Origin of the sequence: Rhodococcus sp. PvP016, assembly GCF_017832185.1 — a bacterium.
Taxonomy (GTDB): Bacteria; Actinomycetota; Actinomycetes; order Mycobacteriales; family Mycobacteriaceae; genus Rhodococcoides.
In genome coordinates, this window is record NZ_JAFIBH010000001.1 from 3,020,250 (window position 1) to 3,037,357 (window position 17,108).

Consider the following 17,108-nt stretch of genomic DNA (forward strand, 5'->3'; position numbering starts at 1 on the left):
CCGGAGCATCTGCTCCGGGGCCCTCGGTGTCTCTCGGGTCCGTCCGAGATCAGCGCAGGTGCTGCGCGACTGTCGGTCCGATGATCGCGAGTGCCTGCGGATCGGTCATCGCGGAGTGTGCGACCGGCACCGCGTGATCGTGGATGGCACCGCGGACGTGTCGACGCCAGGCCGAGGCGGTCCGCCGTACGTCGTTTCGGTTCACCTCGTCCTCGGTCGCGGTGAAGAACAGCACGTCGCAGTCCACGACGCCCGGTGAGTACCCGTGCGCCAGCGAGGTCCCGTTCACGTAGCCCGCATACAGCCGCTCGAGGGTGTCGACGGTCATCGCCGCCATCGGACCACCCTCGGACTGCAGCGCGGCCGCCGCCTCCGCGATCGTCGGTTCCACGCCTGCCGGTAACTCGTGGCCGGTGAACTCCTCGATGAGATCGCGCACCGACGGTGTCGACTCGAGGTACTCGTCGGCGAGCACGTAGCTGTCGAGCATGGTCAGCGTCGCCACGCTCTCCCCCACCCGCTGCAGCTCGACGGTCATCGCGTGAGCGATGAGGCCGCCGAGCGACCAGCCCAGCAGGTGGTACGGACCGTGCGGCTGGATTGAGCGGATCTCGCGAACGTAGTACCGGGCCAGCTCCTCGACCGTGTCGAACTCCTCGGTCCTTCCCGACACGACGGGTGACTGCAGCCCGTACACGGGCTGATCCGTGTCGAGGTGGGCGAGCAGACCGCTGTAACTCCAGGAGAGTCCGAACGCCGGATGGATGCAGAACACCGGTGACGCCGAACCCTGCGGCCGCAACGGCAGCAGCATGTCCAGTGACGCCGTGGCCGTCGCTGCGACCTCGTCCGCGGACAGGTGCGCGGTGTCGTCGATACGCGCGGCGAGAGCGGCCGGCGTGGAGTCGGTGAACAACCACTGCATCGGAACTGTGGTGCCGACGGTCTCCTCGAGTCGGGCGACCACGCGCGTCCCGACCAGCGATGTGCCGCCGAGCTCGAAGAAGCTGTCGTCGAGTCCGACCCCGGACACCCCCAGGATCTCCTCGAAGACAGCGCAGACGGCGCGCTCGGTCGCGGTGCCCGGATCGCGATGCTCCCCGGTGACGGCGAACTCCGGAGCGGGCAGCGCCCGCCGATCGAGTTTGCCGACGGAGGTCAGCGGCAGCTCGTCCAGCAGCATGATCGACTGCGGCACCATGTAGCCGGGCAGCCGCTCCTGCAGATGGCGACGCAGCGACGCCGTGTCGACCGACGACTCCCGGTGCGGCAGGACGTAGGACACCAGCACGGTGTCCCCCGAGGGCAGGACGTGGCCCATCGTGGTCGCGAAGTCCACGCCGTCGTGCACGTCGAACGCGGCGTCGATCTCACCCAACTCGATGCGGAACCCGCGAATCTTGACCTGATCATCGGTCCGGCCCACGTAGGACAGGGTCGGATCGCCGTCAGTGGACTCGCGCCAGCGCACCAGGTCACCGGTGCGGTAGAGACGCTCACCCGGCTTGCCGTGCGGATCTGCGACGAACCGCGACGACGTCAACGCAGTGCGCCCGAGGTACCCGCGAGCGAGTTCAGGTCCGGCGAGGTACAGCTCACCGACGACGCCGAACGGCACTGGTTGCAGCTGCCGGTCGAGGACCTGCGCCGCGACGCCGCGGATCGGTCCACCGATCGTGACCGGACTCTTGGGGACCATCGGCGCACTCATCGTCGTGACGATGGTCGTCTCCGTCGGCCCGTACACGTTGTACAGCGAGCGGCCCGGGGCCCAGCGCTCCACCAGTTCCGGTGGGCACGCCTCGCCGCCGACGAGGATGTGACGCAACGACGTCGCGCTCGCCGGGTCGGCGGTCGACAACGCCGCGGTCGTGACGAAGGCGTGCGTGATGCGTTCCGATCCCAGCAGGTCGCCCAGTTCGCGGCCGCCGTAGACCCCGGGCGGTGACACGACGAGTGTCGCACCGGATCCGTACGCGAACAGCTGGTCCATGACGGCGGCGTCGAAACTCGGTGTCGCGAAGTGCAGCACACGCGCCGTGTCGTCGACCTCGAACCGATCGCGCAGCTCGCCGGCGAAGTTCGACAGGCCGGCGTGGGTGACGACGACGCCCTTCGGTGTCCCGGTCGACCCCGAGGTGTAGATGACGTATGCGGGGTGCGCGAGGCCGATGGGTCCGAGAAGCTCTGCGGGCGTGAGGGGTTCGTCGGACGTACGAGCCAGCTCGGCCCGAGTGTCCGCGTCGTCGAGCACGAGCCACCGTGTCGAGGAGACCCCGTCCACGGCCGCCAGGTGCTCCGCGGTCGTCAATCCCCACGTGGTCGCCGAGTCGGTCAGCATGTGGCGGACGCGGTCGGCCGGGTAGTGCGGGTCGACCGGAACGAAGGCGCCGCCGGCCTTCGCGACGGCCAGGACCGCGACGAGGGAGTCGAAGGATCGCGTGAAGCCCAGGGCCACCAGCGATTCCGGTCCGACACCGCGCCGGACGAGAGCTCGGGCAACCGTGGTCGAACGCCGGTCGAGCTCGCCGTAGGTGATGTGGGCACCGAGGTACTCCGCGGCGATGCGGTCGGGAACCCGGCGTGCGGTCTGCTCGAACACCTCGGACAGGGTCAGCGACGGATCGGGATCGGTCTCGCCGCCGTGCACGGGCACCAGGTGGGCTCGCTCCTTCGGGGTCAACATCTCGACGCTGCCCACGCTGCGGTCGGGTTCGGTGGCCAGGACGCCCAACACGCACACCAGGCGATCGAGCATGGTGGTCACGGTGGCGGCGTCGAACAGATCCCTCGCGTAGTCGGCGGTGACGGTCAGCCCCGCCGGCTCCCGGTCGTCGGTGCGCCGGTCGGTGACCGTGAACTGCACGTCGAACTTGGCGACGGCGACGTCCACCTCGGCCGCGTCGACGGTCACCTCGCCCATACGAGCAGTCGTCGGAACGTCGTCCTGCGACGACAACATGATCTGGAACAACGGGTGACGGCTCGTGCTGCGCTGCGGGTGCAGCACGTCCACCAGCCGTTCGAACGGAACGTCGGGGTGCGCGAAAGCGTCCAGATCGACCTCGCGCACGTGCTGCAACGCCTCGGTCAGCGACGCGGTCGGCGAGACCCGCGTGCGCAGCACCAGCGTGTTGACGAACATCCCCACCAGGGCGTCCAGTGCCTGGTCGCCGCGGCCGGCGACCGCGGTACCGACGGACGTGTCGAAGCGGCCGGCGAGACGACCGAGCACGACGGCGAGGGCGGTGTGGACGGCCATGAACAGTGTCGCGTTCTCCCGCCGCGCGAGTTCGAGGAGCCGCCGGTGCGTGTCGACACCCACCGTGGTGGTGGCCACCGCGCCGCGGTGGGACGGCACGCTCGGCCGCGGACGGTCGGTGGGGATGTCGATGCGGTCGGGAGCTCCGGTCAGCGCCGCCGTCCAGTACGCCAGTTGGGTCGAGACGAGGCTCGACGAGTCGTCCTCGGAGCCGAGCCGGTCACGCTGCCACAGCGTGTAGTCGGCGTACTGCACCGGCAGTGGCTCCGTCGCGGGCGCCGTGCCGGTGGACCGCGCGGTGTAGGCGGTGAGCAGGTCGGCGGCGAGCGGAGCCAGCGACCAGCCGTCCGCGGCGATGTGGTGCAGCGTGACGACGAGGACGTGCTCGTCCCCGGCCGTCACCTCGAGCAGGTCCACCCGCAGCGGTGCCTGTGCGGTCACGTCGAACCCGCGGGCCGCGCTCGTGACGACCGCGGCCGTCACCGCGGAGGGCTCGGTCGCGACGGGCTCCAGTGCCACCGGCACCTCGTGCGCAGACAGGATGACCTGGTGCGGGCCCTCGGGCGAGTCCGGGTACACGGTCCGGAGTACTTCGTGGCGTTCGACGAGATCGCGCAGCGCCGCCTCCAGTGCGGCGATGTCGAGCGGTCCCGTCAGGCGCACCGCGAAGGGCACGTTGTACGCCCCCGACGCCCGGTCGAATCTGTTGAGGAACCACAGGCGTTGCTGCGCCGAGGACAGCGGGATCCGGTCCGGTCGAGGCCGGGCCTCGAGAGCGGGGCCGGCGGACTCGGCGAGCCCGTCGACGTGCGCGGCGAGGGCTGCGACCGTGGGGTGCTCGAAGAGTGCCCGGACCGGAACCCGAACGCCGCGAGTGGAACCCAGGCGGGAGGCGACCTGCGTGGCCAGCAGGGAATTGCCGCCGAGTGCGAAGAAGCTGTCGTCGCGTCCGACCTCGACGTCGAGGTCCAGCACTGCCGCGACGATCTCGGCGACGGTCCGCTCGGTCTCGGAGGCGGGCGCATCGTGAGTGCGGTCGACGGCCACGACGGCGGGGGCGGGAAGCGCCCGCACGTCCAGCTTGCCGACGGGAGTGAGCGGGATGCGCTCGAGAACCGTCATCGATGCCGGCACCATGTGGCCGGGCAGGACGGAGCGGACACCGCCCGTGACCGCGTCGACGTCGATGTCGTGTCCGGTGGCGGCGACGACGTAGGACGCCAGCGAGGCACGGCCCGAGGTGTCGGTGTGCACCAGAGTGTGCGCGAAACCGACGGACGCGTCCCTCGTCAGCGCGGCGTCGATCTCGCCGAGCTCGATCCGGAATCCGCGGATCTTGACCTGTGTGTCCGAGCGTCCGACGTAGTCGAGCCGGCCGTCCGCAGTCCATCGCACGACGTCGCCGGTGCGGTACATCCGCTCCCCCGCGGTGCCGTACGGATCGGCCACGAACCGGCCCGCCGTCAGTCCCGCGCGGTCGAGGTAGCCGCGAGCGACGCCGACACCCGACAGGTACAGCTCACCCGTGACACCGACCGGGACCGGATGCAGACGCGCATCGAGCACCACGGCGCGGACTCCGGCGATGGGCGTACCGATGGTGACCGGTTCGTCGGCACGCAGTTCCGCGATGGCGGCGACGATGGTCGCCTCCGTCGGGCCGTACCCGTTGTACAGCGAACGTCCGACCGACCAGCGCCGCACCAGGTCCGCGGAGCACGTGTCGCCGCCCACCACCACGGTGGTCAGACTCGGCAGTGATCCGGCGGCGACGTCGACGGTCGCGAGCGCGGCCGGAGTGACGAAGGCGTGCGAGACCGACTCGCGGTCGATCAATTCGGCCAGTTCAGCGCCGCCGTAGACGTCGCTCGGGGCGACGACGACGGTGGAGCCGGCGCCCATCGCCATCAGGATCTCGAGCACCGACGCATCGAAGCTCGGCGAGGCGAAGTGCAGGGTCCGCGACGTTCCGGTGATGCCGAACGTCGAGCGCTGCACCGCCGCGAAGGAGGACAGGCCCGAGTGCGTCACCGCGACGCCCTTGGGCAGTCCGGTCGATCCGGAGGTGTAGATGACGTAGGCCGGATGGTCGACACGCAGCGTGGACGTCCTGTCACGGTCGGTGACGGGTTCCGTCGACCGGGTCGCGATGTCGGCGACGGTGGCCGGGTCGTCCAGCACGATCCAGTCGACGCCCAGCCCTGCCGTCGGGCGGTCGGCCGCGGTGCAGACACCGAGGTCGGCCCCGCTGTCGCTGAGCATGTGGTCGATGCGGTCGGCCGGGTAGCGCGGATCGACGGGGACCCAGGCCGCGCCCGTCATCGCCACGGCGAGCATCGCCGCGACGGACTCCGCCGACCGGGTGAGGGCCAGGGCGACGACACGCTCGGGTCCGGCTCCGCGTTCGAGGAGGACCCGAGCGAGACGAGTGGCGTCGGCGTCGAGCTCGGCGTACGTGCGCGACCGCCGCGCCGCGGCGTCGGCGCCGTGGGACGGATCATGTACCAGTGCAGTGGCGTTCGCGTTTTCCCGCGCGACGGCCGCCCACAGGTCGGGTAGCGGTACCGGTGCGCCGGGACGCTCGCCGGCCCGTGTCGTCAGCTCGCGGGACTCCTGATGGGACAGGAGATCGATGTCTCCCACGGTCACCGACGGGTCTCGGGCCACGGTGGTGAGCACGGCGCTGACACGGTCGGCGAAGGCGGCGATGGTGCTCTCGTCGTAGAGATCGCGCGTGTAGGTGACGCGGAACCGCCACGACCGTCCACCGTCGGCGTCGGTGCTCTCCGTGACGGCGAGCTCGACGTCGAACTTGCTGCGCTGCAGGTCGATCTCCGACGCGGTGACGGTGAGACCGTCGAGTTCGCCGCTGGTCACACCCTCGGACTGGAAGGCCAGCACGACCTGCACGAGCGGGTGTCGCCCGGCCGTCCGCGACGGCGACAGCGCGTCCACCAGACGCTCGAACGGCAGGTCCGCGTGGGCGAACGCATCGAGATCGGTGCCGCGGACCCGGCCGAGGAGGTCGGCGAACGTGTCGGACGGCGCCACGTCGGAGCGCAGGACCAGGGTGCCGACGAACATGCCGACGAGCTCGTCCAGTGCGCGATCGCGTCGGCCGGCGATCGGGGTGCCGATCACCACGTCCCGGGTGTCCGCGAGCCGAGCGAGTGCGACCGCGAGCACGGCGTGCATCGCCATGAACGTGGTGCCGCCCCGGCGCTCGGCGACGGCCGACAGTGCGATCATCGCGGTCTGATCGACGGCGAATTCGTGGACGCCGGCCCGGTGGGACGGCGCCGCCGGACGGACGCGATCGCCGGGCAGGGTGCACTCGTCCGGGAGGTCGGCGAGAGTGTCGGTCCAGAAGGAGAGTTCGCGGTGTGCCCGGCTCGCGGGGTCGGCCTCGTCTCCGAGCACGGCCCGCTGCCACAGTGTGAAGTCGCTGTACTGCACTGGAAGTGGGGTCCACTGCGGAGCCGCTCCGCGGGTGCGGGCGGCGTAGGCGACCATGACGTCGCGAGTCAGCGGTCCGAGGGACCACCCGTCCGCGGCGATGTGGTGCACGACGAGACCGAGCACGTGCTCCGTCTCGGAGATCGACAGAAGAGTGGTGCGCAGCGGGGTCTCGACGGTGAGATCGAATCCTTCACGGGCGAACCGTGTCAGCGCCTCCGTGACGCCGTCGCGGTCGACGACGGTCGTCGTGAGCGGTACAGGTGCCGCCGGTTCGACGACCTGGTGCGGTCCGTGATCGCTCTCGGGGAACACGGTCCGCAGGCTCTCGTGCCGTTCCACCACGTCGGCCAACGCCAGTGCCATCGCCGGGGCGTCGAGGACGCCGTCCAGGTGCACCGAGAACGAGATGTTGTAGGCGTCGGAGGTCGGGTCGAAGCGGTTGAGGAACCACAGCCGTTGCTGCGGCGACGACAGCGGGATCCGGTCCGGACGGCTCGCCGCAGGGATCGCGACGAGCGGGATCCGGGACACTGCCCCGCTGTCGGCGTCGAGGTGAGCCGCGAGCGCCTCGACGGTCGGGGCCTCGAAGAGCGTGCGCACCTCCACCTCACGGCTCAGGGCGGCGCCGATCGCGCTCGTGACACGGGTCGCCATCAACGAGTTGCCACCGGCGTCGAAGAAGCTGTCGTCCAGACCGACCCGGGGCACCGTCAGGACGTCCGCGAACGCCCGAGCGACGGTCCACTCGGTCTCGGTGCGGGGCTCGCGGTACGCCGCCTCCGTCGTCTCCGGTGTGGGCATCGGCAGCGCGCGGCGATCGAGCTTGCCCGACGCGGTGAGCGGCACCTCGTCGAGCACGACCACCGCGGACGGCACCATGTACCCGGGCAGGGTGCGGCGGGCATGCTCGAGGATCGGCTCGGTTCCGGCGCTGCCGGGTGCGAGGGTGAGGTGCGAGACCAGGCGGGCGTCGGCCCGGCTCGCGTTCTGCACACCGGTGACGGAGAACGTGACCGACGGATGACGCTGGAGCACCGCGTCGATCTCGGCGAGTTCGATACGGTGGCCCCGCACCTTGACCTGGTCGTCGGCGCGGCCGCGGAACACCAGTTCGGTTCCGGTAGCGGTGGTCACGGCGGCGACGACGTCGCCGGTGCGGTACATGCGGTCACCCGGGGTGCCGAACGGATCGGCGACGAAGCGGGTGGAGGTCAGCGGCAGTCGCCCGAGGTACCCGCGGGCCAGTGCCGGCCCGGACAGGTAGAGCTCGCCGGGAACTCCGGGGACCACCGGGCGCAGACGACGATCGAGCACGCGCACGTCGACGCCGCGGCGCGGGGCGCCGATGGTGACGGGCGATCCGGGTGTCATCGGCGGTGTGAGGGTCGCGACGACGGTCGCCTCGGACGGGCCGTACAGGTTGAGCATGCGGCGGCCGGGCGCCCAGCGCTCGACGAGGGCGGGACTGCAGACGTCGCCGCCCACCCCGACGAAGGTCAGAGCGCCGAGGTCCGCGGGGTCGACCGTCTCGAGAGCAGCAGGGGTGACGAAGGCGTGGGTCACCCGCTGATCACGCAGCAGTGCGGTGAGGCGGTCGCCGCCGTAGACGTCGGTACCGGCGACCACGACGGTCGCGCCCGCGGCGAATCCCATGAGCAGTTCCAGGATCGAGGCGTCGAAACTCGGCGAGGCGAAATGCAGTGTGCGCGAACGTGGTCCGACCCGGTAGGTCGCCACCTGCTCGCGGGCGAAATCGGCGAGACCGCGGTGCGGCACCACGACCGCCTTGGGGGTGCCCGTGGATCCGGACGTGAAGATGAGGTAGGCCGGGTTCTCCGGGCGCACCCGTACGGGCAGTGCCGAGGATCCGTCGGATCGGTGATCGACGGTGACCCACCGCACCGCGGCGGGCAGTGCGGCTCCCGCGGCAGCGATGCCGAGGGACGCGCCGACGTCGGTGACCATGCGCTCGATGCGGTCCGCCGGGTAGCGCGGATCCACCGGGAGGAAGGCGGCGCCGGTCTTCGTCACGGCCCAGGTCGCGACGATCGAGTCGATCGAGCGCTCGAGGCACACGGGCACGATCGATTCCGGGCCGACTCCCTCGGCGATCAACGCGTGCGCCAGCAGGTCCGACGCGTCGTCGAGTTCGCCGTACGTGACGGAGCCGTCCGCCGTGACGACGGCGGTGGCGGACGGATCGCGCCGCGCGGCCGAGACGAGGATGTCGGCGAGCGACGAGGTGGGCCCGGCTGCCGCGCCCGCGAGGACGGCAGGAGCATCGGTGGACGTGGCCAGGTCGATGTCGCCGATCGATCGGGTGGGATCCACCGCGACCGATCGCAGGACCGACACCAGTCGCTGCGCCATCGTCGCGGCGGTCGCGTCGTCGAACAGATCGCGGGCGTAGCCCAGTCGCGCATCGACCCCGTCGGGCCGACCGTCGACCGTGGTGCGCTCCGAGAGCTGCAGTGTCAGGTCGAACTTGGCGGTGCCGGAGTCGATCTCGGCGACCTCGACATCCAGTCCGGCCATCTCGACGCGTACCGGCGCGAGGTTCTCGAAGGAGAGAACGACCTGGAACAGCGGGTGGCGCGACGTCGAGCGTTCCGGTGCCACCGCGTCGACGACACGCTCGAACGGGACGTCCGCGCGGGCGAACGCCTCGAGGTCGTGATCGCGTACCTCGCGGAGGAGGTCGGTGAACGGGACGTGCGGCGCCGGCGTCGACCGCAGCACCAGTGTGTTGACGAACATGCCGACGAGTCCGTCGAGCGCGCGGTGGCCGCGACCGGCGATGGGCGACCCGATCGCGACGTCGTCCGAGTCCGCGAGCCGTCCCAGCAGCGCGGACAGTGCCGCGTGCAACACCATGAACAGGCTGGCCGAGGTGTCCGATGCGAGCGCGACAAGCTGCTGGTGCAGATCGGCGTCGATGCGGAAGTCGTGGGCGCCGCCGCGGTGCGACGGTGCGGCGGGACGGGCGCGATCCGTCGGCAGCTCGAGGGTGTCGGGCAGGCCGTTCAACCGCGCGGTCCAATAGTCGATCTGGCTGCTCAAAATCGAGGTCGGATCGTTCTCGTCTCCGAGAGCGGCGTGCTGCCAGAGCGTGAAGTCCGCGTACTGCACGTCGAGGGGTGCCCACAGCGGCGCGCTCCCCTGCGTCCGCGCGGCGTAGGCGGTCATGACATCGGTCGCGAGGGGGCCGAAGGAGAACCCGTCCGACGCGATGTGATGCAGCACCACGGCCAGCGTGTGCGACGTCGCCGACGTGCGGAACAGGCGGACGCGGACCGGGTGCTCCCGCGTGACGTCGAACCCGTGAGACGCGAACTCCCGCACGGTGTCGGCCAGCTCCGCTTCGCCGGTGTCGATCGGTGCGAGGTCGTGGTGTGCGGCGTCCTGCACCACCTGGTGCGGGCCGTCGGCGGAGTCGGGATACACGGTGCGCAGCGTCTCGTGGCGCTCCAGGACGTCGGCGAGCGCGACACTCAGAGCGTCCGCGTCGAGGTCACCGTGCAGCGTGATGGCGAACGGCATGTTGTACGCCGGGGACGCCGCGTCGAACCGGTTCAGGAACCACAGTCGCTGTTGGGCGAGCGAGAGGGGAATGCGATCCGGGCGAGGCCCCGCGACCAGTGGCGGTCCGGTGGTGACCACGGGCGCATGGGCGACGCGATCGGCCAGACGTGCCACGGTCGGCGCCTCGAAGAGGTCCTTGATGCCCACGTCGGCACCGAGCTCGGCGCTGATGCGGGAGACCACGCGCGTGGCCAGCAGCGAGTTGCCGCCGATCTCGAAGAAGCTGTCGTGGACACCGGGAACGGGGACGTCGAGCACCTCGGCGATGGTCTCCGCGATGCGTCGCTCGACCTCGGTGCGCGGCGGGACCGAGGGCACGTCGGACCGACGGCGGACCGGTTCCGGCAGTGCCTTGCGGTCGACCTTGCCGTTGGCGCTCAACGGGAGTGCGTCGAGAACGATCACCAGTGACGGCACCATGTAGGACGGGAGTCGGTCGGCGACGGTCGCGGCGACGGCGCGGACCTCGACGCTCGCCGCGTCGGTGCCGGGCTCGGGTGCGACGTACGCGACGAGCGTGGTCTCGCCGCGCTCGTCGACGTGGGCCACGGCCACCGCGTGGTGCACGGCGGGATGCGCGACCAGTGCCGCCTCGACGTCGCCGAGCTCGATACGCAGCCCGCGGATCTTGACCTGGAAGTCGGTGCGGCCCAGGTACTCGACGGCGCCGTCGGCCCGCCAACGCGCCAGGTCGCCGGTGCGGTACATGCGGGTGCCGTGCACCGACAACGGGTCGGCGACGAACCGGTCGGCGCTCAGATCGGGCCGACCGACGTAGCCACGGGCGAGTTGGTCGCCCGCGAGGTAGAGCTCACCCGCCGTTCCCACCGGGACCGGCTCGAGCCGTGCGTCGAGGATCTGCAGAGCGGTGTTCCACACCGGCCGTCCGATCGGCACCGTGACGGCGTCGGCGTCGGTCACCTCCCAGTAGGTGACGTCGACGGCGGCCTCGGTCGGTCCGTAGAGGTTGTGCAGCGCGGACCCGGTGAGCGAGCGGAAGGCCGCTGCCGTCTCCGCGGGCAGCGCTTCACCGCTGCAGAACACCTGACGCAGGTCACCGAGCCGGGCGTCGGACGCACGCAGTTCCGCGACGAAGGCGCCGAGCATCGAGGGCACGAAATGTGCTGTGGTGACCCGTGATCCGGCGATGATCGAGGCGAGGTAGCGCGGATCGCGATGCCCGTCGGGCTCCGCGATCACCAGGCGGGCGCCGACCTGGAGCGGCCAGAAGAACTCCCACACCGACACGTCGAACGTCGCCGGAGTCTTCTGCAGCACCGCGTCGTCGGCGCCGAGGTAGTACTCGTTCTGCATCCACAGCAGACGGTTGACGATCGCCTGGTGCGACACACCGACGCCCTTGGGGCGGCCCGTGGATCCCGACGTGAAGATCACGTACGCCAGCGAGTCGGGCAGCAGAGTCGCCGTGCGCTCGCCGTCACCGATCGGTGTGTCGGCGAGGCCGGAGAGATCGAGCGCATCGACGTCGACGCGCGCAGCGGTGTCGGGCAGGACGACACCCTGCGTGGACACCGTCAGCACGCACGCGGTCCGGGCCGTGTCGAGGACGTGGCCGAGCCGCTCGGCGGGATGATCGGGGTCGAGCGGTACGTACGCGCCGCCGGCCTTTTCGATCGCGTACATCGCGACGATCAGGTCGAGCGAGCGCTGCATGGCCAGACCCACGAGTACGTCCGGTCCGACGCCACGGGCGATCAATGCCCGCGCCAGACGGGACGAGCGGCGATCGAGTTCCGCGTACGTCAGTGCGGTGCCGGCGAACTCCAGGGCCGTCGCGTCCGGCGTACGCCGCACCTGCGCGTCGAACAGCGCGGGCAGGGTGGTCCGCGGAACGCTCACGGCGGTGTCGTTGAACTCGGTGACCACACGGTCGTACTCGTCGGGCAGCACGACGTCGAGACCGGAGACGCGAGTTCGTGCCCCGCGTCCCAGGAAGCTCTCGAAGAAGGCGAGGAACCGCCGGTGATGGGCGGCCAGGGTGTCCTGGTCGTAGAGCGACGGGTTGCCCTCGAAGTCGATGTTCAGCGAGTTGCCGCCGCTGTTGTAGACGTTGAAGGTGAAGTCCTCGATGGGACCGCTGGAGAGCAGGTGCAGCCGCCCCACCAGATCACCCAGACCGACGGTCCAGTCGAACAGCATGATGTTCACCATGGGTCCGAAGAACCCGCGGTGCATGGTCGAGCTGCCGTGATCGCGGCGGATGTCCTCGTGGCGATACTTCTGGTGGCGCAGCGCGCCGGTGATCTCGAGGGTCACCGACGACACCAGGTCGCCGATGTTCATGTCGGGCGAGATGTGCACGCGGATCGGTACGACGTTGGACACCATGCCGCCCGAGCGGCGCAGCGCCGCGGTGGTGCGGACCGACACCGGCAGGCTCATGACGACGTCGGCGCGCCCGGTGACCCGGTGCAGATAGGCGGCGAAAGATGCGGCCACGACGGCAGCGGCACTGGCGTCGAATCGTGCCTCCGCGGAGGTGAGCATGTCGCCGACGGTCTCGTCGGTGACGCCGTCGATTCGCAGGCGACTCGGCGTGGCCGGGGCGGTGCGGTCGGCCAGGGAGAACGTGTCCGGCAGACCCTGGAGCGTGTCCCGCCAGAAGGCGCGGTCGGTCTCGAACCGGGTGGAGGTGCGGTATGCGCGTTCTGCCGCGTACAGCGTGGCCAGGTCGCCGGCCTTGCTGTCCGGAGTGGGAACGTCGGCCTGCTCGTTGGTGTAGAGCTCGGCGACGCGCTTCATGGCGGTGACGGCGCCGTATCCGTCACCGGCGATGTGGTGCATGCGGGTGTACCAGAAGTAGCGGTGGTCCTCGACGCGGAAGACGACGTTGACGGTGAGCGGATCACGGTCCAGGTCGACCGGGGAGCGCATCTCCTTCTGCATCCAGGCCAGGGCCGCGGCGATCGGATCCGCCTCGGACCGGACGTCTAGCCGAGTGGTGCGCACGGTGGCTGCCGGGTCGACGACCTGATACGGCTGACCGTCGATCTCCACGAGCCGGATCTCGCCGGACTGAAGTTCCGCGGCCGCGCGGGCGCCCACGCGCTCGAGCAGGTCGATGTCGAGGTCACCCTTCACGTCGACGTACTGCGCGACGGTGAGGGGAACCTCGGGAGCGAGCTTCTGGGCGAACCACAGGCTGGCCTGCGCCGGAGAGAGCGGGAAGGGATCGGACGCTGCCCGGTCCACGGCAGGTGTCGCGTCGGCCGGTTCGGTGGTTCTCGGTGCGCTGTCCGACGTCGTCATCGTTCGCTCCTCCTCGTCGGTCCCGTGGCCGAGGAGCGATACCGCTCCCCGGGCTGTGCGAGACGACGCACACCTCCACCGAACGGACGCAGAGAGCATCGACGCAGCGGCCGTCCTGGCCGCACGTCTGGTTGCTGTGTGTGACTTCCGGTGTCCCCGACCGTGGTCGCACTCTGTACTGAGCTGTATGTGGCATTCGCACAACCACCCGCCGTGGATGGGTGAGACTTACCAACTTCTCGGTTTGGGGACCCGAAACGTTACGCCCATTGCGGTGACAGATCACGAAAAGTGCGAAGAGACCGCCTCGACCAGCGGAGGCGGAGCCGTATGCCCGGTCAGGGGGCCCGGCGCCGTCGAACGTTCGGTATCGTGGCGCCGATCACACTCAGGACGCCGAGAGCCACGAACACGTACTCGACGGTGGATCCCAGCCGCGTCGCCAGTGTGGTGTCGGTCCGCAGACCCACCGTGGCGACCAGGTGGTCGGCGTCGAAGAGAGCGGTTCGCGACGTCACGGAACCGTCGGGCGCGATGACCGCGCTGACCCCGCTGGTGGCGGCGACCACGACGGTTCTGGAGTGCTCCACGGCCCGGACTCGCGACATGGCCAGCTGCTGGTAGGTCATCTCCGTGTCACCGAAGGTCGCGTTGTTGGTGGGCACCGCGAGAATCTGCGCGCCGGCGCGCACCGCCTCGGTGGGTGCACGGTCGAAGGCGACCTCGTAGCAGGTGGCGACACCCACCGCGAGTGCGCGCTGCTCGCGATCCGTACCGGCGGGCACGTGCACGACGCCGTCACCGTCGCCGGGCACGAAATTGCCCGCCGAGTCGGCGTACGAGGAGAACAACCGGAAGAAGCTGCGGTACGGCAGGTACTCCCCGAACGGTTGGACGATCTTCTTGTCGTGGCGCTCCCCCGGTCCGGCGGCTCCGTCCCAGGCGATGACCGAGTTGGTGGAGGTGCCGTCGGCATTCGACAGCACCGCGCCCACGAGAATCGGTGCATCGATCCGCACGGAGGCGGCTGTGATCTCGGCCGCTGCCGTCGCGTCGCGGGTGGGATCGACGTCCGACGCGTTCTCCGGCCAGACGACGACGTCGGGCTTCGGGGTCCGACCAGCCTCGACCTCCTCCGCCAGACGGAGAGTCTCGTCGACGTGGTTGTCGAGCACCTGGCGGCGTTGCGCGTTGAAGTCGAGGCCGAGCCGAGGAACGCTGCCCTGGATGGCCGCGACGGTGATCGTGTCGTCGCCGTCCTGTGGACCCGCGAGCGTAGGGCGCATCGCGACAGCGACGACCGGCGCGACGGCGGCGAGCGCGACCAGCCCGGCGACCGAGGTGACGGCGAAGCCGGTGCGCACCGTCCTGCACAGCAACGTCAGGCACACACCGATCAGTGCCACCGCGGCGCTGAGCAGCGGGGCGCCGCCGAGGGCGGCCAGCGGAAGGAGGGGTGACTCGGACTGCCCGAAGGCCAGTCGGCCCCAAGGGAATCCGCCGAACGGGACCGTGCTGCGCAACCACTCCGTCAGCGACCACACCATGGTGATCCACACCGCGGCGAACGGCAGGCGGGACACCACCACAGCGAGCAGTCCGAACAGGCCGAGGAACAGTGACTCCGCGACGGCCAGCGCGATCCACGGCAGGGGTCCGACGTACACGCCGATCCACGGGAGCAGCGGCAGGAAGAAGCCGAGGCCGAAGGCGAACCCGTACAGGAAGCCGCCCTTCAGCGACAGGGCGCGCGCCGGATCGTCGACCCGCCGCTCGGTCAGGACGAACGTGACGAGCGCCAGGGCGACGGGCGCGAGGAACCATAGCGACCGCGGTGGGAACGACGCGAACAGGAGTGCGCCGGCGCCGGCCGAGAGAGCGAGCCGCGCGGGTGGGATCAGTCGAGCGGGAACGCTCACGCGCGGTACACCGTGGTGCCGCGGTGCACGGTCTCCAGGCACACCGGATCCGGCGCCTCGGGATCGAGGCGAGGCAGGGCCGGAACTCGTGACCGCGGGTCGGTGGACCAGCGCTGCACCGAGTCCCGAGGTGCGCTGACGACCAGCTCCGCGGCGTCCCACACCGCATAGCTGGCCGGCGCTCCCGGCACCAGCGTGCCGGCCAGGCCGTCGCGCACTCCCCCGGCGCGCCAGGCGCCGCGCGTCGCCGCGGAGAACGCGGCGCGGGGCGAGACGGCACTGCCCGGTGTGCGGTGGTTGACCGCTCCGCGTACACCGCGCCACGGCTCGAGCGGCGTGACGGGTGCGTCCGACCCGATGGCCAGCGACACCCCGGCAGAGGCCATCATCGCCAGCGGGTTGAGCGCGCGAGCACGCTCCGCGCCGAGTCGGGTGGCGTACAGGCCCTCCTCGCCGCCCCAATAGGTGTCGAACACCGGTTGCACGCTCGCGATGACACCCCACGCGGCGAGGGCGTCGGCCTGCTCGGACGACACCATCTCGATGTGCTCGAGGCGATGGCCGCGGGACGCGACGGCGGGGCCGCCGAGCTCGGCCACGACCCGCCCGAACGCCTCGACCACAGCGCTGGTGGCGGCGTCGCCGATGACGTGGAAGCCGGCCTGGATTCCGGCGCGGGTGCAGGCGGAGACGTGCGCCGCGATCGCGTCGACGTCGAGATACGAACGGCCGCAACCGGAGTGATCGGCGTAGTGGTCGTGCAGCCAGGCGGTGTGCGAGCCGATCGAACCGTCGACGAAGAGATCCCCGCCCAGAGCGTGCGCGCCGGTCGCGGCCAGAAGTGCCGTCGCCTCGTCCGGGGTCGAGACGGCCTCGCCCCAGTAGGCGCGCACCTCGACTCCGTGCTCGAGGGCGAGGAGTTCGGCCAGGTCGACGCGGCCGGAGATGTCGGGGCCGGCGCACTCGTGCACAGCGGCGACCCCGTGCGCGGCAGCATGATCGAGCGCGGCGACGCGGGCGCGGTGCCGGCCCGCGGGGCTCAAGAGCTCCAACGCCCTGGTGCGCACGGCATGATGCGCCTCCGCGATGAGCGGCCGCTGCGGGTCCGCTGCCGCGACCACGTCTCCGGCGGCGCGGCGCAGCACCGTCGAGCATGCCGCCGAGTGCGCGTCGATGCGCGAGAGGTACACGGCCCGTCCGGGCGCCGCGGCGTCGAGCTCTGCGGTGGTGGGGCCGCGCCCTTCCGGCCACGTCGACTCGTCCCAGTTCTGTCCCCAGATCAGGGTGCCCCCGTCCTCGGCCGCGTAGGCGGCGAGCGCGCGTAGGCACTCGTCGAGAGACCGAGCGCCGCTCAGATCGAGTCCGATGAGCGCCAGACCGGTCGCGGTGGTGTGGACGTGGGTGTCCACGAACGCGGGAGTCACGAACTCCCCGTTCAGTTCCACCACCTCGGCGTCGGGGTGCAGCGCCCGCGCGGGGCGATCCTCACCGATCCAGACGACGGTGCCGTCGGTGACGGCCATGGCTGTCGCGTCGGGCGCGGACGGGCTGTAGATCCGTCCGCCGACCAGCAGATGCGTACTCACGCTCGCCAGTGTGCCCGGTGTCGGGCGGCC

The 17,108-nt window shown here is 70.8% G+C and carries 3 protein-coding genes; all 3 read right to left on the minus strand.

The window, feature by feature from the left end; all coding sequences use genetic code 11:
• Window positions 1–49: 49 nt before the first annotated feature.
• The 3 genes from JOE30_RS14125 to JOE30_RS14135 all read right to left on the minus strand — a co-directional run bounded on the left by JOE30_RS14125 (window position 50) and on the right by JOE30_RS14135 (window position 17,078).
• Window positions 50–13,573: an amino acid adenylation domain-containing protein gene (locus JOE30_RS14125; protein ID WP_204867389.1), complete on the minus strand. Its 13,524-nt coding sequence runs from the start codon at window positions 13,571–13,573 to the stop codon at window positions 50–52.
• 338 nt (window positions 13,574–13,911) lie between these two features.
• A complete protein-coding gene (gene lnt / locus JOE30_RS14130; RefSeq protein WP_307806179.1) occupies window positions 13,912–15,492 on the minus strand; it encodes an apolipoprotein N-acyltransferase in 1,581 nt (526 codons plus the stop codon).
• Entirely contained in the window at window positions 15,489–17,078 is a 1,590-nt protein-coding gene (locus JOE30_RS14135; protein WP_307806180.1) for an amidohydrolase family protein, read from the minus strand. The genes lnt and JOE30_RS14135 overlap by 4 nt, the downstream gene beginning before the upstream one ends.
• Window positions 17,079–17,108: the final 30 nt, after the last annotated feature.

Bases quoted from the DNA above. Each gene is read 5' to 3' on its own strand.
- JOE30_RS14125 (WP_204867389.1), bottom strand. From the start codon at position 13,573: ATGACGACGTCGGACAGCGCACCGAGAACCACCGAACCGGCCGACGCG.